The following is a 21,978-nucleotide window of genomic DNA, read 5'->3' as shown; positions in this document are numbered from 1 at the left end:
CTCGTGCACCTTCTCGCCCCGCCCCGACCGGCGCACCCGGCGTCCCGGCGCCGGCCGTCCGCGTCCTTGCGCTTGCGCGGACACGTGGTGATGCTCGTCAGGGCGTCGTCGCCCCGCCCCCGGGCGTCGAGCGCCCCCACGGCACGGACCCTACGAGACGGGACACCCATGACCGTCGACGACCGCGTGACCGCCGATGCCGTACCGCCCGTACGCGCCGCGCCGCCCGCCCCGCCGGCCGCCCTGCCGGCCAGGGCCGTCGCGGTCGCCGTGATCGCCGCCCTGGTCCTGCCGCTGTCCGCGTGCGGAGGTGGAGGCGGAGGGGAGGGGCCGCGGCCGGCCCCACCGGGTCCGACGGCCCCGCCGGGACCGTCCGCGCCGCCGCTGACCCCGTACGAGTTCTACCGGGCCCGTGCGACGGCCCACGGCCTGGAGGACGCGCTGGCCTGCTCGGAGGTCCGCTGGGACGACAGCCGGTGCGGCGAGGACCTCACCGCCGCGGGGAGGACGGCAGGCGCCGTCGCCCGGTACGTCGAGAAGCGGTTCGCCGCGGGGGAGTACGCGGGCGTCCGGGAGGCCGCGGACAGCGTGGTGGCGGCGGTGAACACCGCCAGGGAATTCGGCTGTTTCGGCACGGGGAGCAGGCCTCCCGGGGAGGACCGGGCGGAGGGCGGGGAGCTGTGCGCCACGATGGTGGGCTACGCGTCCCTGGCGTGGCTCGGTTTCACCGGCGCCGTGGAACAGGAGGGCCGGTAGCGGCGGGACCGGGGCCGGGCCGGTCAGGACGGCGGGGGAGGGGCGTCGCGGTCGTCGAGGTAGTGCGCGCGGCCGTCGTCGTCGAGCCCGACCGGGCCCCGGGGGATGACGCAGAACTCGTTCCCCTCCGGGTCGGCCATGACGAGGAAGCCCCCCTGGTCGTACTGCCCGAGGCGCCGACCGCCCAGCGCCTCGATGCGCCGCTGCTCGGCGACCGGATCCGGCGAGGTGACGTCGAAGTGGACGCGGTTCTTGCCCGCCTTCGGCTCGGCGACCCTCTGGAAGCCCACCATCAGGCCGTCGACGTCCGCGAGCCAGACGTAGGGGCCCTTCCTCGACGCGATCGGCCTGCCCAGGAGGCGGGACCAGAACGAGGCCAGCCGCTCGGGATCGACGCAGTCGATGACGAGGGCCCCGATGTCCATGGAGGTGTCTGTCATTCCCCGATGCTCCCGCGGCGCTGCGGGCCAGAGCCAGTGGACCGCCGAACAGTGACGGGCGGTCGCCGGCGCGCTGCCCGCCCCGACGCGCCCCGCGGAGCTCGGACGGGACCGGTCGTGAGGCGGTGCCCTCCGGGGTGCCCGCCGGTGTCCTCCGCGCCGCCGGACGCCTGACCTTCCACCCGGGGCGAAGGTCTGCCGTCGACGCCATGAGCGCGATGCGGATCTCCCGGCTCGCCGGGCGCTGCGGCGTCCCGGCGACCACGCTGCGGTTCTACGAACACGCCGGCCTGCTGCCCGCCGCCCGGACCAGCCGGTCCCTCCCCTCCGCGGACCGGTGGCGCGCGATGACGCCGAACAGGTCGAAGAGCACGGTGCCGGCCACGCGTCACACCTTCCGCACGGTCACGCCCGCGGCGGCCAGGGCGTCGGTCTCATCGTCCGGGGCGGCCTCGTCGGTGACGACGGCGTGGAGGGCGGAGGCGGGGGCGACGAAGGCGAGGGCGGTGCGGGAGAACTTGGCGGCCTCCGCGACGGCGACGACGCGGCGGGAGGCGTCGATCGCGGCGCGTTTGACGGTGGCGTCGTCCAGGTCGTACGCGGTCAGGCCGTCGGCCGCGGTCAGTCCGCAGCAGCCGATGACGGCGGTGTCGAAGCGCAGGGCGGCCAGTGACGCCGTGGTCAGCGGGCCCGTCAGCGCCAGCTCGCCCGGCCGGGGCCGGCCGCCGGGCACCAGCAGCGTCAGATGCGGCGCCCCGGCCAGCGCGTTCACCGCGTGGAGGGAGAGCGGCATGACGGTCAGGCGGCGGTGGACGAGCGCGCGGGCCACCTCCAGGCAGGTGGTGCCGCTGTCGAGGACGACGGACTCGCCGTCGGAGATCAGCCCGGCCACCTCCTCGGCGATGCGCCGCTTGGCCTCCTGGCCCTCCTGCGACCGCAGGGCGAACGGGGGCTCCTCCCCGCGCAGCAGCAGGCTCCTGGCCCCTCCCCGGTAGCGCTCCAGGACGCCCTGCGCGGCCAGGACCTCCAGGTCGCGGCGGATGGTCATCTCCGAGGCGCCGGTCAGCCCGGCCAGCTCCGCGACGCCCATGCGGCCCGCCTCGCGTACGGCCTCGGTGATCCGCCTCAAACGGTCTGTGCTCGCCATGCGCCTATTGAACATCAGGATTGTTTGAAACCCAATCTTTCGAACAGTGATTTTGTTGTCTATGGTCGTCGCATGGAAAGAAACCTCCGGGCCGCCCGGCTGGCCACCTTCGCCTACTTCGCCCTGAACGGCTTCGTCCTGGGCATGTGGGTCGTCCACATCCCCGCCGTCGAGGACCGGACGGGGATCGGCCACGCCGTGCTCGGCTGGCTCCTGCTGCTGCTCGGCGCGGGGGCCTTCGCGGGCATGCAGCTCACCGGCCCGCTCGCCGACCGCTTCGGCGCCCGTACCGTCGTGCCGGTCAGTGCCGCGCTGTGCAGCGCGGCACTGGTCCTGCCGGGACTGGCCGGCAACGCCTGGACGCTGGGGGCGGCCCTGCTGGCGCTCGGCTTCGGCAACGGCTGCCTGGACGTCGCCATGAACGCCCACGCCGTCCAGGTCGAGCGCGGCTACCGGCGGCCCGTCATGTCCGCCTTCCACGCCACCTTCTCCCTCGGCGGCGTCCTCGCCTCGCTGGTCGGCGCCCGGACGCTCGGCTGGGGCTGGAACCCGGCGGCGACCCTGGGCGCGATGGCGCTCCTCGGCCTGGCCGTCGCCGCGCTGGCCGCCCCCGCGCTGCTGCGGCCCGAACCCGCCCGCACCGCCGGAGCCTCCGGCGCGGAGGCCCGGACCGGGACGGACACCGGGGCGGAGGGGATCCGGCGCCGTACGCCCCGGCGCATCTGGCTGCTGGCCGTGCTCGCGCTGATGCTCATGCTGAGCGAAGGCGTGGCCAACGACTGGAGCGTGCTCCACCTGCGGGACGTCCTGGACGCGCCCGAGGCCACCGCCGCCCTCGCCTACGGCGCCTTCTCCACCGCCATGACCGCCGGGCGCCTGCTCGCCGACCGGGTGGTCGCGCGCTTCGGCCCGGTGGCCGTCGTCCGCCACGGTGCCGCCACGGCCGCGCTCGGCCTGGCGGTGGCCGCGCTGTCCCCGTGGATCCCCCTGGCCCTGGGCGGCTGGACGCTGTTCGGCATCGGCCTGTCCGGCAGCGTCCCCCAGCTCTTCAGCGCCGCCGGCCACGCCGACCGGGACGCCGCCGGGGCCAACGTCTCCCGCGTCGCGGGGCTCGGCTACCTCGGCATGCTCGCCGGGCCCGCCGTCATCGGCCCGCTGACCCACCTCGTCCCGCTCAACCTCACCTTCCTGCTGCCCGTGGCGCTCTGTGCCGTGGCCGCCTGGCAGGCCGGCGTCCTGCGCCCCGAGGACGCCGCGGCCGGGGGGACGGACGGCGCCCCCGGCCCGCCCGGGGCCGTGCACGCCGGGGACTCGCGGACCGCGCCCGCGACGGCGGAGCGGCACGGCGGCTGAGGCGGTGCGGGGACGCCGGCCCGCCGCGGCCGGGCCTTGCGGAACTGGGCTCTCCGCACGTCTTCACAGGAGAAACCGGTTTTGTTACGGTGCGCCCTGGGAGCGCTCCCATTCCACTGGTTCCGCCCACCGGCCACAGCCGGTGAGAAGTCCCTGTCGTCGATCAGCGAAAGATGTGGCGGTACAGATGCTCTCCATCGGCAAGACCACTGTCGGGCGAGCGTTAGCGGTCCTGGGGTCCTCCCTGGCGCTGCTCACGACCTTCGCCACGGGCAACGCCTCCGCGCACGGCGCGGTCAGCGACCCGCCCTCACGCCACTACGGCTGCTACCAGCGGTGGGCCAGCAACTGGCAGTCGCCGGAGATGGCCACCCAGGACCCGATGTGCCACCAGGCGTGGCAGGCCGACCCCAGCGCCATGTGGAACTGGAACGGCCTGCTGCGCGACGGGGTCGGGGGCAACCACCAGGCCGCCGTCCCCGACGGGCAGCTCTGCAGCGGCGGCATGACCCAGAACGGGCGCTACGCCGCCCTGGACACCCCGGGGCCCTGGAAGACCGTGGACCGCCCCAACCGGTTCAGGCTGAACCTGCTCGACCAGTCGTCGCACGGCGCCGACTACATCCGCGTCTACGTCACCAAGCAGGGCTTCGACCCGACCAGGCAGCGCCTGCGCTGGAGCGACCTGGAACTGGTGACCCAGACGGGCCGCATGCCCACGGGCACCACGACCACCGTCGACGTGAACGCGCCGGGACGCACCGGCCACCACGTCGTCTACACGGTCTGGCAGGCCAGCCACCTCGACCAGGCGTACTACTTCTGCAGCGACGTGAAGTTCACCGGATGACGGCGGGTACGGGGACCGGGGTGCTCCCCGGTCCCCGCCGCTCCGCGGCCCCCGCCCCGCCGCCCCCGCGGCGGGGCGGGGGCACGAGGCCGTCCGGCCGGGACGGGGCGAACGGTCCCTCCGCACCGGCGGGCACGGACGGCCCGGGACCGCGTCTCAGGGCTTGTAGGCGACCGCGGCGTAGCAGGCGGCCTCGGCGTCGGTGACGTTGCCGGGCTCGTCCTCGGAGTCGGGACGCCACCGGTGGGAGACGGCGATGCCCGGCTCGACCAGCTCCCAGCCGTCGAAGAACCGGGCGAACTCCTCCCGGGTGCGGGCCTGCAGGGGCGTTCCGGCGGCGCGGTAGACCTCCGTCGCGCGGGCGACGCCCTCGGGGTCGAAGTCGGGCGTGGCATGGCTGATGACCAGGGCACTGCCCGACGGCAGGGCCTTCTTGAAGTACTCGACGATCTCGTGCGCCCGGTGCTCGCCGGGTACGAAGTGCAGCAGCGCGTTGAGGCTGAGCGCCACCGGCCGCTCCAGGTCGAGGGTCTCGCGCACCTCGGGCGCGTTCAGCACGGCGGCCGGGTCGGTGACGTCGGCCTGGGTGTAGGCGGTGCGCCCGGCGGGGTGGCTGCGCAGCAGGGCCTGGGCGTGGGCGAGGACGATGGGGTCGTTGTCGGCGTAGACCACCCGTGACTCGGGTGCCACCTCCTGGGCCACTTCGTGGAGGTTGGGGGAGGTGGGGATGCCGGTGCCGATGTCGAGGAACTGGCGCATCCCGCTGCGGGCCAGGTAGCGGGTGGAGCGGTGCATGAACCGCCGGTTGGCGCGGGCGGCGACCAGAGCGGCGGGGAAGGCGGCCAGGGCCCGGCCGGCGGCCTCGCGGTCGGCGGGGAAGTTGGTGTGGCCGCCGAGGTAGTAGTCGTACATGCGGGCGGAGTGCGCCCGGTCCAGCTCCAGGTCGACCACGCCGTCGTCGGTCGCCGATTCGGACACCCTGGATCCCTTCCTTCGTCCCGGTCGGTTTGACGTGCCGTCACTTCCGCTGCCGGCCGGGCCGGCCGCGCGGACGGACCAACTCTCCCTGAAACATCGTCAGTTGGGAAGCCGAGGTGTACCGTACTCTCTGCCTCGGCCGCCGCGAGGGTAATCACGTCATTACTCCGGGCTTATCTTTTGGAAAAATCGGCACCCGAAGGCCCCATGATCCGATTGGCTGGTGAATCACGACCGACCCCTCGCGCCGGCTGCCGAATCCACCGCGGAGCGCCGCGGTGACCGGCGGGACGGGGCACCCCGTGACCGACGACCCCGACCACAGACTCACGGAGCCGGGAACGACCCGCGGTGAACAAACCCGACAACGTCCCCATCGACGTGGACGACAACCCCCCACCCGTCCCCCTGCAGCGGATGGCCCTGACCTTCGAAGCCTTCCACGAGTACCACCACAGGCTGTGGCTGCGGTACGCCCAGACCCAGGTGGGCAGCCGTGCCGGCGCGGAGGCGGTCGTGGAGGCCGCCGGCCGCCACCTGTTACGCGACTGGGCCCACGCGCTGGAACAGGAGTCCGTCCCCGCGTACGCGTGGGCGGTGCTCAAGGAGCACATCCGGGCCTGGCTGGACGACCACGGCCGGGAACCGGCCCTGGTGGAGACGGCCGCCTTCGACGCCGCCTGCCGCGCGCGCCTGCTGCCCGAACTGCGGGACGAGTTCGCGGTCCTGGAGAGCGGCATCGGCCTGTACTCGGCCATCGCCGCACTGCCCGAACGGCAGTACGACGCCATCGTGCTGCGCTACGTACTGGGCTGCACCGACGAGGAGGTCGCCGAGTACCTGGGCTGCGGCCCGGCCGCCCTGCGCTCGCGGGTGCGGCACGCCAAGAGGAGGCTGGCGGCCAGCCTGAACCTGCCACGGGACCACACGACAGGAGGGCGGTGACGTGCGCGGCACCCACGAACACCGGACGATCGACGCACTGCTGGAGGAGGCGGAGGTCCTCGGCGGTGCGTACGACGACTACGACTCCGCCGCCGCCCGGGAACGCCTCGCCCGCGGCCAGGCCGACACCCGGCTCCCGGCACCGCGCCGCTCGCCGGAACAGGGGGACCGGCCGTCCCCGCCGGACCGGCCGGCGGCCGCGGGGCGGCGGTACCGCACCGCACACGAACAGGCCGCCCACGACCTCGACCTGGCGATCTCCCTGGTCGTGGGCGCCCCCCGGGCGGCGGACAGCCTCGCGCGGCTGGTCGACCACCGGCGTGTCGATCCCGAGGGGGCGCTGGTCTTCGGCTGCCTCCTCCACCTGGTAGGTCACCGGGAGGCGGCCCAGTTCTGGTGGCAGTTCGCGGCCGGCGGCGGCAGTCGCACCGCGGCCTTCTGCCTCTACCTCCACCACCGGTGCCTCGCGGAGTTCCGGGACGCCGAGTACTGGCGCGACCAGACCGCCCGCCTGAGGGGCGCGCACCGCGCCTCCCGCGCGCCCGCCGCCTCCGCACCGGGGCTGCGCGGCTTCCTGCTGCCGGACGCGATCCGCCGGGACCTGCTCAGGCAGTGCCACCGCGGGCGGCATCCCCGGCTGCCGCCCGCGGTGGAGGCCGTCCTCAACCGGCTGCGCGTCACCGGCGACGACGAGGACTTCGGCGAGATCCCCCAGCCCGCCCCGGGACTCCCCGCCGAACTCGCCAGGTCACGGACGGGCTGAGCCCCTGCGGGCCGGACGCGTGCGCGCCGGCGGCCGTCCCGTCCTGGACGCCGTCCGGGCAGCGGTCGCCGGGCGGCGCGACAGGCGCGAGGGAGCCGGACCCGGGACCGGGGGCACGTTTCCGGTCAAGAAAAAGCGTGCCAAGCGCATCGCGGTCCCCGTCGCCCGGCCACCCGGCGGCCCACCAGGAGCGATGTCGGCGGGGCGGTGCAGAATCCCGACGGACGTGATCGGGAGGAGCACCATGCTGGAAGGGCTGCGGAAGATCGACTGGGGGTCGATGCGCCATGCGTACGGCCGGGCGAAGGACGTGCCCGAGCTGTTGCTGGGGCTCGCCTCCGGCGATCCGGCGGAGCGCGAGGCCGCCTTGAAGGAGATGTACGGCGTCGTGCACCACCAGGGGGGCGTCTACGACTCCACGCTGGCCTGCATCCCGTTCCTGTTCGAGCTGATCGCCGATCCCGCCGTCGGCGACCGCGGCAAGGTGATCGGTCTGATCGCCTCCATCTGGGAGTCCACCACCGAGGGCCTCGCGAGCGCCGGGAATCCGGAGGGCCCGGAGGACTTCGGGGAGGACTGCCCGGAGGACTCCGCTGAGGAAGAGGAGGAGGACGGCGGGGGCGACGAGGACCGCGAGGAGGACCACGGGGGCGAGGACGTCCAGGACGCCCAGGACGAGAACGACGAGGACGAGGAAGCCGACGAGGACGACTTCGAGGAGGTGGACCCGAGGTCCTGGTGGGCCGCCCACCGGGTGGCGGGCGCCGCCGTCCGCACCGGGGCCGGCACCCTCCTCTCCCTGGTGGACGACGCCGACCCCGGGGTGCGCCGGGCGGTGCCGGCCGCGCTGGTCAGGCTCCACGACGACGGACGGCACGTGCTGTCGGTGCTCCGGGAGCGGCTGCCGCTGGAGCGGGACGGCGAGGTCCGGTCGGCGCTGATGCGGGAGGCGGCCGAAATCGCCCTGAGGAGAGGAGAGTTGAGGAACGAAGCCGTCGCGCTGCTCGACGGGCTCCGGCAGGACGGCACCGATCCCGCCGAGCGGCTCACGGCCCTCGCCCAGTTGGGGCGCTGCGCCCCCGAGCGGCTCCCCGCCGAGATCGTGCCCACGGTCACCGGCCTGCTCGACCGGCTGCACGAGACCGGGGCGAGCGCGAAGGGCGCCGCAGTGAACACCGTGCCCCTGCTGCGCACCCTGCACAACGCCCTGGGCGACCGGGTGGCCGAGAGCATCGAGCTGATCGTCCACCAGCTCCGCTCACCCGACCCGGACGGGCGCGAGGACGCCCTGTGGACGAGTTCCATGACGGTCCGCTGCCGGCGCGGATCGTACGGGGAGGTGGTGGAGCTGGTCGGGCGGGCGCTCGCCGACCCCGAGCCCCGGGTGAGGAAGGCCGCCACCGCCGTGCTGAAGGACTTCACCGGCCTGACCGGGCCCATCGCCGACCACCTGGCGGCGTGCGTGGCGGCGGACCCGGACGGGGGCGTCGTGACGTGGCCGTCCGGCGGTGCGGCGGTCGGCGGCGTGCTGGAGGCGCTCGCCCGGCTGGGCGACCCGCGCGCCGTGCCGTACCTGGCCGCCGCGCTGGAAGGGCCCGAAGTCCCCTACGGCCTGGGCGGACTGATCGGCGACTCGGGCGGTTTCGGCGAGCACGGCGCCCCGCTCGTACCCCTGCTGCGCCGCCGGCTGGCGGAGGACCCGCTCGACGGGGACGCGTACGGCCGGGTCACGCCCCTGCTCTCCGGCCTGACCGCGCTCCGCTCCGCCGACGCCCTCCCGGAGGTGCTGCGCGTGGTGCGCGAGGCGTCGGGATGGCGGGGCGACCTGATCCGCCGGGCGGCCCTGCGCGCCGTCGCGGCCTTCGGGCCCGCCGCGGACGAGGCCGGGCCACACCTGCGGGCGCTGCTGTCCGGCTCCGGCACGGACGCCGGGACGGCCGTCGCCGCCGCGGCGGCACTGTGGGCGGTGGAGGGCGACGGCGGGACCGTCCTGCCCGCGCTGTGCGCCGTGTTCGACGCGGGGGAACCAGGGCCCCGGTACGAGGCCGTCGTGGCGCTGGGGGGCCTCGGGCCCGCCGCCGCGGGAGCCGCGCCACGACTGCGCCGGCTGCTCGCGGAGGAGGACCACCTGCGGACGCGGATCGACACCGCGACCGCCCTGTGGCGGGTGGCGCGGGACGCCGGGACCGTCCTGCCGGTCCTGTGCGCGGCGTGGGAGGAGAACGTCCACATCCGCGGGCCGATCGCCGACTGCCTGGTGGAGATGGGCGCCGCCGCAGCACCGGCGGCGCCGCTGCTGCGCGCCGAACTCGCCGAGACCCGCCGCCACACCTTCGAGCCCGGCCGCAGCAGCCCCTACGACGTCGCCGAGGACGAGGCGCTGCTGCGGGTGTGCCGTCGCCTCCTGGAACGGGTTCCGCAGGCCGCCGGCGGGCACTGACAGCCACTGACGGGCGGTCACGGATTCCCCTGCGGACGGGCGGGGCGGACGCGCGCCCCGCCCGATGGCGCGGAAAAGTGTGCCAGGCGAAGTGCCGCCGGATTCCCGCGACCTCACGGACCGCGAGCCGGGCAGGCGGACGCCGAGCGGAGCGACACAGGTGCTCGGGCAGCGGGAATCCCGCGTCCGGCCAGGGCGCTTCCACCGGTCGTGCCGCCGGTGCCGCTCGTCCCGATCGGGCAGCACGGGCGGGCGCGCCGGGGGACGGCCTGCCGCACCCGCCGGAGCCGCCGGACCGGAAGCCCCCGAGCGGGTTCAGGAGAGCAGGAAGTCGGCCTTTCCCTCCTTGACGCCCCTGATGAACGCGGCGATCTCCTCCCGGGTGTAGATCAGCGCCGGACCGTCGGGGTCGGTGGACTGGCGGAGGGCGACCCGCCCGTCGGGCAGCTTCCTGACCTCCAGGCAGTTGCCGCCGTTCTCCCCGCTCCACGGCCTCCGCCAGCCCTCGGTGCCGAGGTCGCGGGCGCGCATGCCGTTGTATATGCGGTCCATTCGGAACTCCTCGCGCAGGCTTCGGAGGATCTCCCTCGTGCGTCGTGCTGCTGCCGCCCGGGCCGGCACGCGGCCGGGAGTCCGGGGCGGGGGCGGCCCCGGCGCGCCCCGCCCGCGGCCGGTGGCGGTCGGCGGCGGTCGGGGGGCACCGGGGCTCGCTCACCCGGCGTCCCCGCCGGTCTCCCGGCCGTGCTCCGCAGTGTGCCACGCCCCCCGGAGGCGCCGGCACCCCGCACCGGGAGGACCGCACGGTCGTCCGGCGGGCGTCAGCCGACGGTGGGGACGTACTTGTAGCCGACGCGCCGGACGGTGGCGATGCTGTCCCGGTGGGTGGGGCCGAGCTTGCGGCGGAGTCTGGCGATGTGGACGTCGATGGTGCGGCCGTCGCCCGGGTGGTCGTAGCCCCACACGACCGCCATCAGGTGGGCGCGGGTGTGCACCCGGTACGGGTGGGCCACCAGATGGGCCAGCAGCTCGAACTCCAGGTAGGTGAGGTCCAGGGGGCGCCCGTCGAGCGAGGCCGTGTGCCGGTCGGGGTCGATGTGGAGCCCCGGCGCCGGTTCGGACGGCGGTTGCGGCGTGTCCGGCAGCGGCGTGTCCGGACGTGGTGCCTCCGCTTCCAGGGTCTCCGGCAACGGAGTCTCCAGGCGGTGGACCGTGAGGCCCGGCGCGAACAGGTCGGAGATCCGGGCGTGTTCCGGGGCGAGCACCACGTAGGCGACCAGTTGTCCGGGGGCGCGGTGGTCGGTTCGCACGGCCCGCAGGTGGCGGTGGCCGGCGGGGGTGTGGGGACCGGTGGGGGCGGTGATGGGGCGGTGCACCGTGATCGCTCCTTCGTGTGGACGGCGGGGCGGGCGCGGCCGTGGATGACCGCGCCCGCGGAATCGGATGGACAGGTGGGATCGGGCCGCGCGGGGGGTGGTGCGGGACCTCGTCCCTCCTGCGCGGGGCGTACGGCGGGCGTCCCGGCGCCGGGTCGGTCCGTCCGGGACACGGGTGGTCAGAGGAGGGGGACGGCCGTGCTGTCGAGCGCGGTGGTGAGGGGGAGGGCGTTGATGAAGTCGTCGAGGACGTCGAACAGACGCAGCTCCGCCTCGGGGACGAGCCGGACCGTGCCGTCCGGCTGCCGTTCGATGGACTTGTCCAGCAGGAAACAGCCGTTGACCACGTGGCGGGCGCCCAGCGCCGCCAGCACCGGGCGCAGCGCGTAGTCCAGGGACAGGACGTGGGCGATGCTGCCGCCGGTGACCAGCGGAAGCACGGTCTTCCCCGCCAGGCCGGCCTGCGGCAGCAGGTCCAGGAACGCCTTGAGCAGGCCGCTGTAGGAGGCCTTGTACACCGGAGTGGCCACGATCAGCCCGTCGGCCGCGGCGACCTGGTCGAGGGCGTCGCGCAGCCGGGGGGCATCGGCCCGGCCGGCCAGCAGGTCGGCGGCGGGGAGTTCGCGGACCACGAGGTGGTCCGCGTCGTAGCCGGTGGCCGACAGCCGGATGATGGCCTGTTCGACCAGCAGCGCGGTGCGCGAATCCCGGGAGGGGCTTCCGGAGAGAGCGAGGATGGTGCTCATAAGCGATGTCACTCCACTGGTGGAAGGTGTGATGTAAAGACGGAAAAGGAGCAGGATGATGATGCGGGACGAAATGCATGAATAATTTCCGGGGCGGATTCCCCCGCTGCGGACGGCATGCCGGTCCCAGGTGTTCCGGGCACGGTCCGGCAAAAAAGGGGGGAAATGCGCTGATGCGGTGGAACGGGAAAGCCGCGCCGGGGGAGCCCGAAGGGCGCGTCCGGGCTCCGGACGGCATGGGCGCCATGGAAAGTGCAGGTGGCGCGGGGGACGGCCGACGGCTCAGCGAGTGACGTGACAGAGGGCGCTGGCGTGCCGTCGCAGATCGACGTGCAGGCGCGCTACGAGCGTCTCGACGTTCCCCATGGCACACAACAATGACAGCGGCGATGTTCTGCGTCAATGTCTTCCGTGGATTTCTCGCCATGCGAAACCCCCGGGTCCGGGGCGTGCGGAAACCGGGGGCGGGAAATGCGGGGGAGGGGGGTGGGGTGGTCGAATCCATCGGTCGGAAAAGCGGGGCGAAGGAGGGGAAGGAGGGAGTGGAGCCGTCCGGCGCAACGGCGCCACTCCCTCCCGCTCAGATCGCCGCCGGCGCGTTGTCGCGGTCGGTGTCGGCGGGGGCGTCGGCGGCCGGAGCCGGGTCGGCGGCGGGACGGCGGCGGTGCTCGCGGATGGAGTAGGCGAGGGCGGCGGCCCACAGCGCGTAGAGGGCGGCGTAGACGGCGTAGCGGGTGGCGTCGCCGGCGTCGATCCAGTCGCTCTTCAGCAGGGTGCGGGTGTTGGTGACGATGATCAGGCCGCCCACGGCCGACCCCAGGATGCGGGGAGGCACGTGGCGGACCAGCCATGCGGCGATCGGCGCGGCGACCAAGCCGCCGGCGAGCAGGGCGCCCGCCCAGGCCATGTCGACGCCCTCGGAGCCGATTCCGGCCAGGAAGCCCAGGCTGGCGGCGACGGCGACGAGGAACTCGCTGGTGTCGATGGAGCCGATCACCTTGCGGGGCTCCAGACGGCCGCTGGCCAGGATGGCGGGGGTGCCCACCGGGCCCCAGCCGCCTCCGCCGGTGGCGTCGACGAAACCGGCCACCAGCCCCAGCGGGGAGAGGAATCTTTTGCGCAGCGGCTTGCCGAGGCGGTCGGTCGGCAGTCCGGCGAAGGTGAAGCGGGTCAGGACGTAGGCGCCGAGGGCGAGCAGGATGAGGGACATCACGGGCGCGGCGGCCTCGGTGGACAGGGTGGAGAGGAAGGTCGCGCCGGCGAAGGCCCCGACGGCGCCGGGAACGCCGATCTTGGCCACCACGCGCCAGTCGACGTTGCCGAACCGCCAGTGCGCGACGCCGGATGCCAGCGTGGTGCCTATCTCCGCCAGGTGCACGGTGGCCGAGGCGGCCGCCGGATTGGTGCCGACGGCCAGCAGCAGGGTGGTGGAGGTCACCCCGTAGGCCATTCCCAGACTGCCGTCGACCAGTTGGGCCCCCAGGCCGACCAGCGCCAGCACGATCAGTGTCCGCATGCCGCGCCCACCCCTTCTCGTATTTCCTAGTTTCCCTACCGGGTATGTGGGAAAACTGTCGCGGCCGTTCCGCCCCCGGTCAAGGAGTGTCCGCACTGTGGACGGCGGAAGTGAGACGGCGAGCCGTGCGTCGTGTGACGCACCGTGGGTTCTCCCGAGCCGTGCCGAACCCCCGGCGCCGTGGCCGGGGTTCGCCCCCCGCCCGGTGCCCCTGCCCGGCCTGACGCGGCGTCGGAGCTCCCGGGGCGTTCCCGCCGAAAACCGTTCGGCCGGGACGGCCCGCGGCCGGATCATGGACGAGTGACGTCAACCGAATCGGCAGCCGGCGACCTGCAGGAACACGCCGCCCTCTGGAGCGTGGGAGAGATCCGTGCCGGCGATGTCGTCAGCGCCGCCTGTGACGCGCTCGTCGCCGGGCTCGACAGCCCCGGGCTGCGGGCCCTGGCCGCTTGCACACGCGCCGAGGCGGACTACGACGTGCGCGAGTTGCTCCCCCTGGCACTGGAGGAACTCGGCCTCACCTTCTACCCGTTCGGCAGCGATACCGGCCGGGAGGCCGCCGCGCGAGCGCTCGCACGCCGCATGCTCGCCGGTGAGCTGACACCCCGGGACCTCACCCGCCGCATCCACCGGCGTCACGGACACGACCTGGCCCTGACCGAACGGCTCGCCGAGCTCGACGACGAGTACGACATCCTCGAATACGACGACGAGTACGGCATCTTCGAACACGGCGACAGGACAGTGGCCCGGATCGATGCCGAGGTCATCGCCGAAGCCCGCCGCCTCGCGGCCCAGCCCCGCGTTCCCGGCGAACACGTGGACGACCCCGGCTGACGCGCACGGGCCGGCTCACGAGTCCCCGCCGAGCGGGTCCCGGTTCCGCCGGACCCGCGGGGCTCCCGGATCGAGGGGCAGCGGTCGGCCGGTCCCCGGGCCGTCTAGCCGCGGCAGGCCGCCCTCCCGGCCGGCGGTGACCGGGAGCGGCGTCACCCGGACGCTCCCGCCCGGACCCGGAGGGTCACGGGGCGGGGTCAGGGGTTCGTCCAGGCCGCGGGGTCGTCGGCCAGGGTGTGCACCAGGTCGGGCAGGCGGTCCTCGGCCACGTCGGCCAGCGTGACCTCGTCCAGGATCTTGCGGACGTTGGCGCGCAGCGCGATCCACAGCGGCAGCAGCGACTGCGCGGGGCCGGTGTAGGACAGCTCCGGCGGACGCGCGCCCCGTACCGAGACCAGCGGGCCGTCCACCACGCGGATCACGTCGGCGATGGTGATGGTGTCCGCGGGCGCGGCCAGCCGGTGGCCGCCGTTGCCCCCGCGCTGGCTGATCACCAGCCTGCCGCGGCGCAGGTCGGTCAGGATGCCTTCCAGGAACTTGTGCGGGATGCCCTGCGCCGCGGCGATCGCCTCGGCCTTGACCGGGACGCCGTCCTTCGCGGCCGCCAGCTCCAGCAGGGCCCGCACCGCATAGTCCGCTCTCGCCGAGATCCGCATACCGGCATTATCCGCCGCCGGGCACCGCCGCCGCGCCCCGGGCCCGCCCGCGCGGACCGCTCACAGCTTGCGGTAGGCGTACGCCTCCGCCGCCGACGCCACCACCGCGTCCAGATCGGCCCCGGTCGAGGCGGTGACCACGGCCGCGACCGCGCCCTCCACGAACGGCGCGTCCACCAGCCGGGTGTGCTCGGGCAGGTCGCCCTCGGCGAGCAGGGTCCGCACGATCAGCACCGAGCTGCCCAGGTCCGCCAGTACCGCCACGCCCGCGCCCCGGTCGACGCGGCGGGCCGCCTCGATGATCAGTTCCGAGCTGGTGCCCAGACCACCGTCCTTGCTGCCCCCGGCGGGCGCCACCGGGACCGAGCCGCTCCCGGCCGTGAGGCCGTGGGCCATGTGGGCGACGGACTCGGCCACCTGCCGGCTGTGCGAGACCAGGACGATGCCGACAGGACCGGTCTGCCGCTCCTGCCGTTCGTCCTCCTTCCGCCCTGCTCCGATCACGCCGCCGCCTCCGCGGCCTTCACGGTGTCGGCGAGCGCGGCGAAGACCAGTGCGGCGGAGGTGGCACCGGGGTCCTGGTGCCCGATGCTGCGCTCGCCCAGGTAGCTGGCCCGCCCCTTGCGGGCCAGCATCGGAACGGTGGCGACGGCGCCCTGCTCGGCGGCCGTACGCGCCGCCTCGAACGACTCCTCCAGCGCCTCGACCGCCGGGTACAGGGCGTCCAGCATCGTCTTGTCGCCCGGGGCCGCCGACCCCAACTGGGCCACCGCGTCCACTCCCGTCCGCAGCGCGTCCCGCAACTGCGCGGTGTCCACGCTGTCGGCCTCGCCCAGTGCCTTGCCCATGCGCCGCAGCAGAGTCCCGTACAGCGGGCCCGAGGCGCCGCCGACCGTGGAGATCAACTGGCGTCCGGCGAGGAGGAGCACCGCGCCGGGCGTGGCGGGATTCTCCTGCTCCAGGGAGACGAGGGCGGCGGTGAAGCCGCGCCGCAGGTTGGTGCCGTGGTCGGCGTCGCCGATGGCGGAGTCCAGCTCGGTCAGCCGGTCCGCCTCCCGGTCCACGGCGGCCGAGACCGCGGACATCCAGCGGCGGAAGAAATCGGTGTCCAGTGCGAGGGTCACCACGGTCTCCTCTGTCGGTGCCTTCGTTCCCGTCCCTGCTCCGGTGCCTGCTCCGGTGTCCCTGCCCGGGACGCCCGCCTCACATGCCCCAGCGCAGTCCGGGAGTGCGCACCGGCGCGTCCCACAGCCGCAGCAGCTCCTCGTCGGCCTGGCACAGCGTCACGGAGCAGCCCGCCATGTCGAGCGAGGTGACGTAGCTGCCGACGAGCGTGCGGGCCACGGCCACGCCGCGCTCGCCCAGCACGCGGTGCACCTCGGCGGCGAAGCCGTACAGCTCCAGCAGCGGGGTGGCGCCCATGCCGTTGACGAGGACCAGCACGGGCCGGTCCGGGCGCAGGTCCTCCAGGACCGCGTCCACCGCGAAGTCGGCGATCTCCCCGGAGGTCATCATGCCGCGCCGCTCGCGTCCCGGCTCGCCGTGGATGCCGATGCCCAGTTCCAGCTCGCCCGGCGGCAGGTGGAAGGTGGGACTGCCCTTGGCCGGGGTGGTGGGGGCGTCCAGCGCCACGCCGAAGCTGCGGGAGGACTCGTTGACCTGCCGGGCGATCGCCTCGACCCGCTCCAGCGGGGCGCCCTCCTCGGCCGCCGCGCCCGCGAGCTTCTCCACGAACAGCGTGGCGCCGGTGCCGCGCCGCCCGGCCGTGTAGGTGCTGTCGACCACCGCCACGTCGTCGTTGACGAGCACCTTGGCGATCTGCACGCCCTCGTCCTCGGCCAGTTCCGCGGCCATGTCGAAGTTCAGCACGTCACCGGTGTAGTTCTTGACGATGAACAGCACGCCGCGGCCGCTGTCCACGGCCGCCGCCGCCCGCGCCATCTGGTCCGGCACCGGCGAGGTGAACACCTCGCCCGGGCAGGCGGCGTCCAGCATGCCGGGGCCGACGAACCCGCCGTGCAGCGGTTCGTGTCCCGAGCCGCCTCCGGAGACCAGGGCCACCTTGTCCGCGACCGGCGCGTCCCGGCGCATCACGATCCGGTGCTCGACGTCGACCGTCAGGTCCGGGTGCGCCGCGGCCATGCCGCGCAGGGCGTCCGCCACCACGGTCTCCGGCACGTTGATCAGCATCTTCATGGGGCACCTCCGAGTGGGCTTGGCGAGTAGCCGCTGCGGCCGGGGCTTACACAGGGCGGAAGGGTGAGGACGGCCCGGCGGCCCGCGGACCCCGGCGGTCCCGGCGGTCCGCCGCCGACTGTACTGATCGGCTGTCAGCCGGGGGAGTGGGCGGACACCGCGGGATCACGGCGGGACGACAGCGGGATCACCGCGGGATCACCGCCCCGGGGTGCGGTCACGGGACCGGTCGCCCTGGATACTGGCCGTACCGTCCCGCCCGTCCGCGGGACGGTACGGCGTTCGGGAGGTGGTGCGGTGGGGCGGCGGTCGGCGAAGGCGTCGCTCACCCCGGCGCAGCGGCGGGAGATCCTGGCGGCCGACCCGGAGACGGGGGAGCTCAGGGGCAGGCCGGCGGTGCTCGCCGCGCTGAGGGACAAGGGACTGGCCGTGGCGTACGGCCGGGTCGGCGCGCACTATCTGACCGAGGCGGGGCGGTCGGTGCGCGCGGAGCTGCTGGCGGGCGAGCGGCCGGACGAGCGGCCCGCCACGGGGACGGATGGCCCGGACGCGGGCGCCGAGGGCCCGGCCGCCCCGTCCGGGCCGGGGATGTTCGCCGCGGCCACCGGTGACGGGCCGGAGACGGGCGAGGACCCCCGGCGGCGCGCGGACGCCGTGGCACGGGCGTGGGACGGCGTGCTGGAGATCCGCCGCGTGGTCGGCGGTGCCGGGGCGGCGGGGACGGCCGTCCCCGCACCGTGGGAGCGCACCCGGATGGTCTGGGCGGTCGCGCTGGCGCTCGAGGCCGCGGGCGTGCCGCCGTCCGCGGTGGATCCGGCCGGCCGCCGTACGCGGGAGGGGTACCGGGTGCTCGCGTCCGACGAGCCCGGCGCGGTCCGCGTGGAGTGGCGGGGACCCGCCGCATCCGGCGCCCGGCAGCGGGCCGGGCGGAGGCTGGAGGCGTGTGCGCGGCACCTGGCCGGGCGCGGCTGGGAGGCGCTGCCGTACCTGGGAGCGGGCCGTGTCCCGTTCCTGCTGGTCACCCCCGCGGCGCCGTGAGCGGGCGGGAACGGGAAGCGCCCCTCCACACCGGCGGAGGGGCGCTTCCGGGGGGCGCCCTCACGGACGTTCCGCGGACGGGACGCCGTCAGGGCCTGCGGCCGGCCGCGGTCACGCCCCGGAGTTTTCGGCGGCGATGGCGGCGCGCACCTCGTCCATGTCCAGTTCCCGGACGGCGGTGATCACCTGGTCCAGGGCCTGCGGGGGCAGGGCGCCGGGCTGGGCGAAGACCAGGATGCCCTCGCGGAAGGCCATCAGCGTCGGGATGGAGGTGATGTTGGCCGCGGCGGCCAGCGCCTGCTCGGCCTCGGTGTCGACCTTGCCGAAGACGATGTCGGGGTTGGCCTCGGAGGCCCGCTCGTAGACGGGGGCGAACTGCCGGCAGGGCCCGCACCAGGCGGCCCAGAAGTCGGCGAGGACGATGTCGTTGCCGGTCACCGTCTTCTCGAAGTCGGCGGCGGTGAGGTCGACAGTGCTCATGGAGAGGCTCCTTCGGTGGGGGATGGTCGCTGAATGCCCCCGCGGAGTGAACGCCGGGAGCGGACGGGACATTCCAGCGCCGGGGCCGGGGCCGGGGCCGGAGTCAGGACCGCTGCCGGCGCGGGCGCGCCGCGGCGGGAGGCGGCCGGTGGAAGGAACCCTACGGGCGGGTCATGTGCAGCCGCACGGTCAGGCCGGCGGGCGTGGCGCGGGTCTCGACCAGGTCGCAGAGCTGGTGCATCATCCACAGCCCCCGTCCGCCGTTGGCCGAGTCCAGGGTCGGGCGGCGGCGGCCGGCCAGCAGGTCGGTGAGGTGCCCGCGGTCGCTGATCTCGGCCACGCAGGAGGAGGCGTCGGACCACAGGCGCAGGGTGCCGTGCCCGCCGCCGTGGGCGATGGAGTTGGCGGCGGCCTCGGCGACGGCCAGGACGAAGTCGCCCCGGCGCCGGGCGTCGAGTCCGGCCTCGTGGGCCCAGAGGTCCGCGTGGTGGCGGACGTCGCCCAGGTCGTCGGTGGCGAACGTCAGGGTGCGGGCGTCCGCGGGCGGAGGGGTGAGCGCGACGGCGTCGCAGTCCGCGCTGACGGCCGAGGGCCCGGCGTAGTGCGGACTGGCCCACTCCGCGCCGTTCTCCCACAGGACCGGGTGGGTGCGGCGTGCGTCGTCGCACACGGCCCGGGGCAGCTCCGCCACGTCGTAGGGGCACAGGATGGTCGCGGCGCGGCCGGTGAAGGCGGCGTTGATGAGGGCCTCGTGCCGGGTGGCCTCCACCATCTCGGCGGGGGAGCGCCGCGCCCAGATCGGTTCCCCGACGATGCGGGCGGGACGGTCGGCGTGCCGGTCGGCGAAGTCCCGCAGACCGGCCAGGATGCGGCCGGGATTGCGGCCGAACTCTGTCATGTCCACCAAGGTGAGGTGGTCGGCCGTGGCCCCCAGGTGCTCGCGCAGCAGCCCCAGCCGGGGGCCGGGGACGGCGACGAGGACGGGCTCACCGGCCTCCAGGGCGGCGGTGACGAAGCCCCCCACACCCGCGAGGTACTCCTCGGGGGTCCGGTAGAACAGCGCGGGGTGGACGAAGGGCTCCAGGGCTTCCCGCCCGGCGGGAGCGTGTTCGGTTTCGGTCACGGGGGGACCACCTCTGGCGTGGTGGAGACGTGCGGGAGTGAACCGGTCACGCGCATCGACGGCCGGATCCGGGCCTCGGGCCGGCGCGGGCGGGGGGCCACCGGGGCTGCCGGGCGGACGGGGAGGGCGCGCCGGACGCACCGGCACGGCGCCGGCATCGGCACGACGGTGAACACCTCCACTCGGTCCTCGACTCTGCTCCTTGGGGGCATGTGCCCCCGCGGTACCGCGCGCACACAGGCTTTTTACCTTCTGGTGATACGGAAACCGGGACGTGCCGTGCGCGGGAGGGGGTGGTGGCCCCGGTCGTACCGGTGAAGGGTACAGCGGCCGGGGGGCCGGGCGTCGGCGGGGCCGGTGGGCGAGCGGCTGGTCAGGACCCCCTGCCGTGCCAGTCCAGGCACAGCACCATGGCGTCGTCGTCCGGCGGCGGCTCGCCGCGGTGGCGGGCCAGTTCCGCGAGGACCGCGTGCGGCACCTGGGACGGGGGGAGCAGCCGGGTGTTCGCCATGGCGCGGGCCAGGGCCCGCTCGCCGAACCGCTCGCCGGCCGGCGAGGCCACGTCGTAGACCCCGTCGCTGGCCACCACCAGGCGGTCCCCGGGCTCGACCCGGAGGTGCTGGACGGTATAGGGGGTGTCCTCGAACATGCCCAGCGGAAGCTGCGCCTCCAGCTCGATCGGCTCGACGGCGCCGCCACGCATCCGCCACATCCGTGGAGATCCGGCGTCGACGACCTCCATCCGCCCGGTGGCGCGGTGGATCCTCAGCAGCAGGACGGAGACGTGGGCGGCGCCGCGGTGCTGGCCGTAGACCGCCTGGTCGGCCAGGGCCGCCTGGTCGGCCAGGTCCAGACCGGCCCGGCGGGCGTTGCGCAGCGCGCCGATGGCCAGGTTGGTCAGGAGGCTGGCGTCGATGCCCTCCCCCATCCCGTTGGTCAGGGTCACGGTGAGGTGGTCGGCCGAGACCGACCAGTCGAAGTTGTCGCCGAAGACGGCGTACGCGGGTTCGAGCTGCGCGCCGAGGTCGTACTCGGGGCCGGAGGCGGAGCGGCCGGGCAGTAGCTGCCACTGCATCTCGGCGGCGAGGGTGAGGCGCTCGGCGCGGCGGGCCCGGAGGTAGACGTCGGTGCTGCGGTCGGCGACGAGGATCTCCCGGCCGAGCACCTCGCACAGCTCCCGCAGCTCCTCCAGCACCTCGGGCGGGACGTCCGCTTCCGGCAGGGTCACCGAGAGCACGCCCAGCCGGTCGCCGCGCACGCTGACCGGCAGGTGCGCGGTGACGGTGCCGGAGCGGTCGTCGCCGGAGAGGCAGGGGCGCTGGGAGCCGAAGGCCCGCCCGGCGTCACCGGAGTGGACCGGGACGGGATCCTTCGGGCAGGGGAGTGCGTCGACCGGCTGCAGTATGGTCGTTCCGTAGTCGGCCAGCAGCAGGTCCACGGTGATCGCCCCGAAGTGCCGCGCGAGTGCGGTGCGGACCGCGTCGAGCAGTTCGTGAGGAGCGGCATCGCGCAGGGCGCGCTCCACGGCCGCGAATCTCTCCACGTGTCACAACTACTTTCTGCAGAGAATGCTGATAAGGGAAGTACGTGCCGTTCGGGCCTCGGACTGACGATACAGACGCGGAGTGCCACAGTTATGGGCGTGAATCCCGGAGCCTCCCAGCGCCACTCCCGCGATGCGGCGCGCGCGGCCTCGGAAGTGATAGAGCTCCTGGAGGTGTTGTGGGAACGGGGACGGGAGGCCGCGTCGCCCGTGCCCGTCTCCGCCTCCCAGTTGAGGGTGCTGTACGTCCTCGACCGTGACGAGGGCATCAACCTGCGCACCCTCAGCGAGGCGCTGGGCTCGGCCCCCTCGTCCGTCAGCCGGCTGTGCGACCGGCTGCAGGCCGTCGGGTTCGTGGAGCGCGCGCCCAGCCCGGCGAGCCGCCGGGAGTTGGAGTTGAGACTGACCGGCCGGGGCCGGACGTACCTGCGGGACCTGCGCGAACTGCGGGAGAAGGCCCTGGCGGTGGCCATCGCGGAGATGTCGCCGACCGCCCGCAAGGCGCTCGCCGAGGGGTTGCGGGGTTTCAGGACCGCCGTGGACGGGGTGGTTCCGTGGCGCCGGGAGGGCGGCGCGAACAGAGGCGTGAGATCGGCCTAGTCCCGCCGCCTTCCCGTGTGACACGTGACACGTGACATCGGCACCCCGCCCGCCGAACACCGCGCACACGTCCCGTGGCCGCGGAAGGGCCGTACCGGGGAACGCCGCGGTGGCCGGCCGGGCCCGGCGGTCGCGGCGGGGAAAGGCCGTTGGGCGGTGGGCGCGGTTGTCGAACGGAAACAGTCAACAGGCCCGCAT

At 74.6% G+C, this 21,978-nt stretch carries 24 protein-coding genes and 1 pseudogene; 10 read left to right on the top strand and 15 right to left on the bottom strand.

Translation table 11 applies throughout. The features are described from left to right. Positions 1-168: 168 nt before the first annotated feature. Entirely contained in the window at positions 169-756 is a 588-nt protein-coding gene (locus VE546_RS21550) for a hypothetical protein (protein WP_324924853.1), read from the top strand. Positions 757-779: 23 nt separating this feature from the next. On the opposite strand, the gene VE546_RS21545 is transcribed toward VE546_RS21550, so the two are convergent. Next, positions 780-1,196, bottom strand: coding sequence for a VOC family protein (locus VE546_RS21545; protein WP_324924851.1), 417 nt, complete (start codon positions 1,194-1,196; stop codon positions 780-782). A gap of 209 nt (positions 1,197-1,405) precedes the next feature. Between VE546_RS21545 and VE546_RS21540 the strand changes: the two are divergent. Next, positions 1,406-1,468 (top strand): annotated as a pseudogene (locus VE546_RS21540) (hypothetical protein); the annotation flags it as partial. Positions 1,469-1,584: 116 nt separating this feature from the next. Here the strand turns inward: VE546_RS21540 and VE546_RS21535 are convergent. After that, positions 1,585-2,343, bottom strand: a complete 759-nt coding sequence (locus VE546_RS21535) for a DeoR/GlpR family DNA-binding transcription regulator (protein WP_324924849.1) — start codon at positions 2,341-2,343, stop codon at positions 1,585-1,587. Positions 2,344-2,415: 72 nt separating this feature from the next. Between VE546_RS21535 and VE546_RS21530 the strand changes: the two genes are divergently transcribed. After that, positions 2,416-3,696 (top strand): MFS transporter, encoded by a 1,281-nt coding sequence (locus VE546_RS21530; RefSeq protein ID WP_324924847.1) that lies wholly within the window; start codon positions 2,416-2,418, stop codon positions 3,694-3,696. 187 nt (positions 3,697-3,883) lie between these two features. Further along, on the top strand, positions 3,884-4,546 hold the full coding sequence (locus tag VE546_RS21525; protein WP_414720543.1) for a lytic polysaccharide monooxygenase auxiliary activity family 9 protein: 663 nt from the start codon (positions 3,884-3,886) through the stop codon (positions 4,544-4,546). A 156-nt stretch (positions 4,547-4,702) separates the two neighbouring features. Here VE546_RS21525 and VE546_RS21520 read toward each other — a convergent pair whose 3' ends face one another. Then, a complete protein-coding gene (locus tag VE546_RS21520; protein ID WP_324924844.1) occupies positions 4,703-5,524 on the bottom strand; it encodes an SAM-dependent methyltransferase in 822 nt (273 codons plus the stop codon). A 351-nt stretch (positions 5,525-5,875) separates the two neighbouring features. Here VE546_RS21520 and VE546_RS21515 point away from each other — a divergent pair, with 351 nt between their 5' ends. The 3 genes from VE546_RS21515 to VE546_RS21505 all read left to right on the top strand — a co-directional run bounded on the left by VE546_RS21515 (position 5,876) and on the right by VE546_RS21505 (position 9,672). After that, positions 5,876-6,469 (top strand): sigma-70 family RNA polymerase sigma factor, encoded by a 594-nt coding sequence (locus VE546_RS21515; RefSeq protein ID WP_324924841.1) that lies wholly within the window; start codon positions 5,876-5,878, stop codon positions 6,467-6,469. A gap of 1 nt (position 6,470) precedes the next feature. Continuing rightward, a complete protein-coding gene (locus VE546_RS21510) occupies positions 6,471-7,232 on the top strand; it encodes a hypothetical protein (RefSeq protein WP_324924839.1) in 762 nt (253 codons plus the stop codon). A gap of 244 nt (positions 7,233-7,476) precedes the next feature. Beyond that, complete coding sequence (locus tag VE546_RS21505; RefSeq protein WP_324924874.1) at positions 7,477-9,672, top strand: PBS lyase; 2,196 nt, start codon at positions 7,477-7,479, stop codon at positions 9,670-9,672. 315 nt (positions 9,673-9,987) lie between these two features. Here the strand turns inward: VE546_RS21505 and VE546_RS21500 are convergent, their stop codons facing one another. The 5 genes from VE546_RS21500 to VE546_RS21485 all read right to left on the bottom strand — a co-directional run bounded on the left by VE546_RS21500 (position 9,988) and on the right by VE546_RS21485 (position 13,307). After that, positions 9,988-10,224 carry a DUF397 domain-containing protein gene (locus VE546_RS21500; protein ID WP_324924837.1) on the bottom strand — a complete coding sequence of 79 codons (237 nt, stop codon included), beginning with the start codon at positions 10,222-10,224 and terminating at the stop codon, positions 9,988-9,990. Positions 10,225-10,490: 266 nt separating this feature from the next. Further along, positions 10,491-11,045, bottom strand: a complete 555-nt coding sequence (locus tag VE546_RS21495) for a winged helix-turn-helix domain-containing protein (protein WP_324924835.1) — start codon at positions 11,043-11,045, stop codon at positions 10,491-10,493. A gap of 179 nt (positions 11,046-11,224) precedes the next feature. Beyond that, entirely contained in the window at positions 11,225-11,791 is a 567-nt protein-coding gene (gene ssuE, locus VE546_RS21490) for an NADPH-dependent FMN reductase (protein ID WP_324924833.1), read from the bottom strand. Between the two features lie 282 nt (positions 11,792-12,073). Next, positions 12,074-12,157, bottom strand: coding sequence for a putative leader peptide (locus VE546_RS28010; protein WP_414720542.1), 84 nt, complete (start codon positions 12,155-12,157; stop codon positions 12,074-12,076). A gap of 214 nt (positions 12,158-12,371) precedes the next feature. Next, the gene (locus VE546_RS21485) at positions 12,372-13,307 is read right to left on the bottom strand and encodes a sulfite exporter TauE/SafE family protein (protein WP_324924831.1); all 936 of its coding nucleotides are present in this window, start codon (positions 13,305-13,307) and stop codon (positions 12,372-12,374) included. A 300-nt stretch (positions 13,308-13,607) separates the two neighbouring features. Here VE546_RS21485 and VE546_RS21480 point away from each other — a divergent pair, with 300 nt between their 5' ends. After that, the gene (locus VE546_RS21480; protein ID WP_324924829.1) at positions 13,608-14,144 is read left to right on the top strand and encodes a hypothetical protein; all 537 of its coding nucleotides are present in this window, start codon (positions 13,608-13,610) and stop codon (positions 14,142-14,144) included. 197 nt (positions 14,145-14,341) lie between these two features. Here VE546_RS21480 and VE546_RS21475 read toward each other — a convergent pair whose 3' ends face one another. The 4 genes from VE546_RS21475 to dhaK form a co-directional block, all read right to left on the bottom strand. Then, a complete protein-coding gene (locus tag VE546_RS21475) occupies positions 14,342-14,800 on the bottom strand; it encodes an Rrf2 family transcriptional regulator (RefSeq protein WP_324924827.1) in 459 nt (152 codons plus the stop codon). Positions 14,801-14,860: 60 nt separating this feature from the next. Next, complete coding sequence (gene dhaM, locus VE546_RS21470; RefSeq protein ID WP_324924824.1) at positions 14,861-15,304, bottom strand: dihydroxyacetone kinase phosphoryl donor subunit DhaM; 444 nt, start codon at positions 15,302-15,304, stop codon at positions 14,861-14,863. Next, the gene (gene dhaL, locus VE546_RS21465; protein ID WP_324924872.1) at positions 15,301-15,885 is read right to left on the bottom strand and encodes a dihydroxyacetone kinase subunit DhaL; all 585 of its coding nucleotides are present in this window, start codon (positions 15,883-15,885) and stop codon (positions 15,301-15,303) included. The genes dhaM and dhaL overlap by 4 nt, the downstream gene beginning before the upstream one ends. 118 nt (positions 15,886-16,003) lie before the next feature. Further along, on the bottom strand, positions 16,004-16,996 hold the full coding sequence (gene dhaK / locus VE546_RS21460) for a dihydroxyacetone kinase subunit DhaK (RefSeq protein ID WP_324924823.1): 993 nt from the start codon (positions 16,994-16,996) through the stop codon (positions 16,004-16,006). A 297-nt stretch (positions 16,997-17,293) separates the two neighbouring features. Between dhaK and VE546_RS21455 the strand changes: the two genes are divergently transcribed. After that, positions 17,294-18,034 (top strand): hypothetical protein, encoded by a 741-nt coding sequence (locus tag VE546_RS21455; RefSeq protein WP_324924821.1) that lies wholly within the window; start codon positions 17,294-17,296, stop codon positions 18,032-18,034. Positions 18,035-18,145: 111 nt separating this feature from the next. Here VE546_RS21455 and VE546_RS21450 read toward each other — a convergent pair whose 3' ends face one another. The 3 genes from VE546_RS21450 to VE546_RS21440 form a co-directional block, all read right to left on the bottom strand. Beyond that, entirely contained in the window at positions 18,146-18,514 is a 369-nt protein-coding gene (locus VE546_RS21450; RefSeq protein WP_324924819.1) for a thioredoxin family protein, read from the bottom strand. Between the two features lie 160 nt (positions 18,515-18,674). Then, positions 18,675-19,637 (bottom strand): sensor histidine kinase, encoded by a 963-nt coding sequence (locus VE546_RS21445; RefSeq protein ID WP_324924817.1) that lies wholly within the window; start codon positions 19,635-19,637, stop codon positions 18,675-18,677. Positions 19,638-20,010: 373 nt separating this feature from the next. After that, positions 20,011-21,180, bottom strand: a complete 1,170-nt coding sequence (locus VE546_RS21440) for a PP2C family protein-serine/threonine phosphatase (protein WP_324924815.1) — start codon at positions 21,178-21,180, stop codon at positions 20,011-20,013. Between the two features lie 93 nt (positions 21,181-21,273). Between VE546_RS21440 and VE546_RS21435 the strand changes: the two genes are divergently transcribed. Beyond that, positions 21,274-21,780: a MarR family winged helix-turn-helix transcriptional regulator gene (locus tag VE546_RS21435; RefSeq protein ID WP_324924813.1), complete on the top strand. Its 507-nt coding sequence runs from the start codon at positions 21,274-21,276 to the stop codon at positions 21,778-21,780. The last annotated feature ends 198 nt before the right edge of the window (positions 21,781-21,978 follow it).

It is taken from the genome of Streptomyces sp., assembly GCF_035644915.1.
GTDB lineage: Bacteria > Actinomycetota > Actinomycetes > Streptomycetales > Streptomycetaceae > Streptomyces.
The sequence above is the reverse complement of the archived record's forward strand: the minus strand, read 5'-3'. Positions and strand labels throughout refer to the sequence as shown.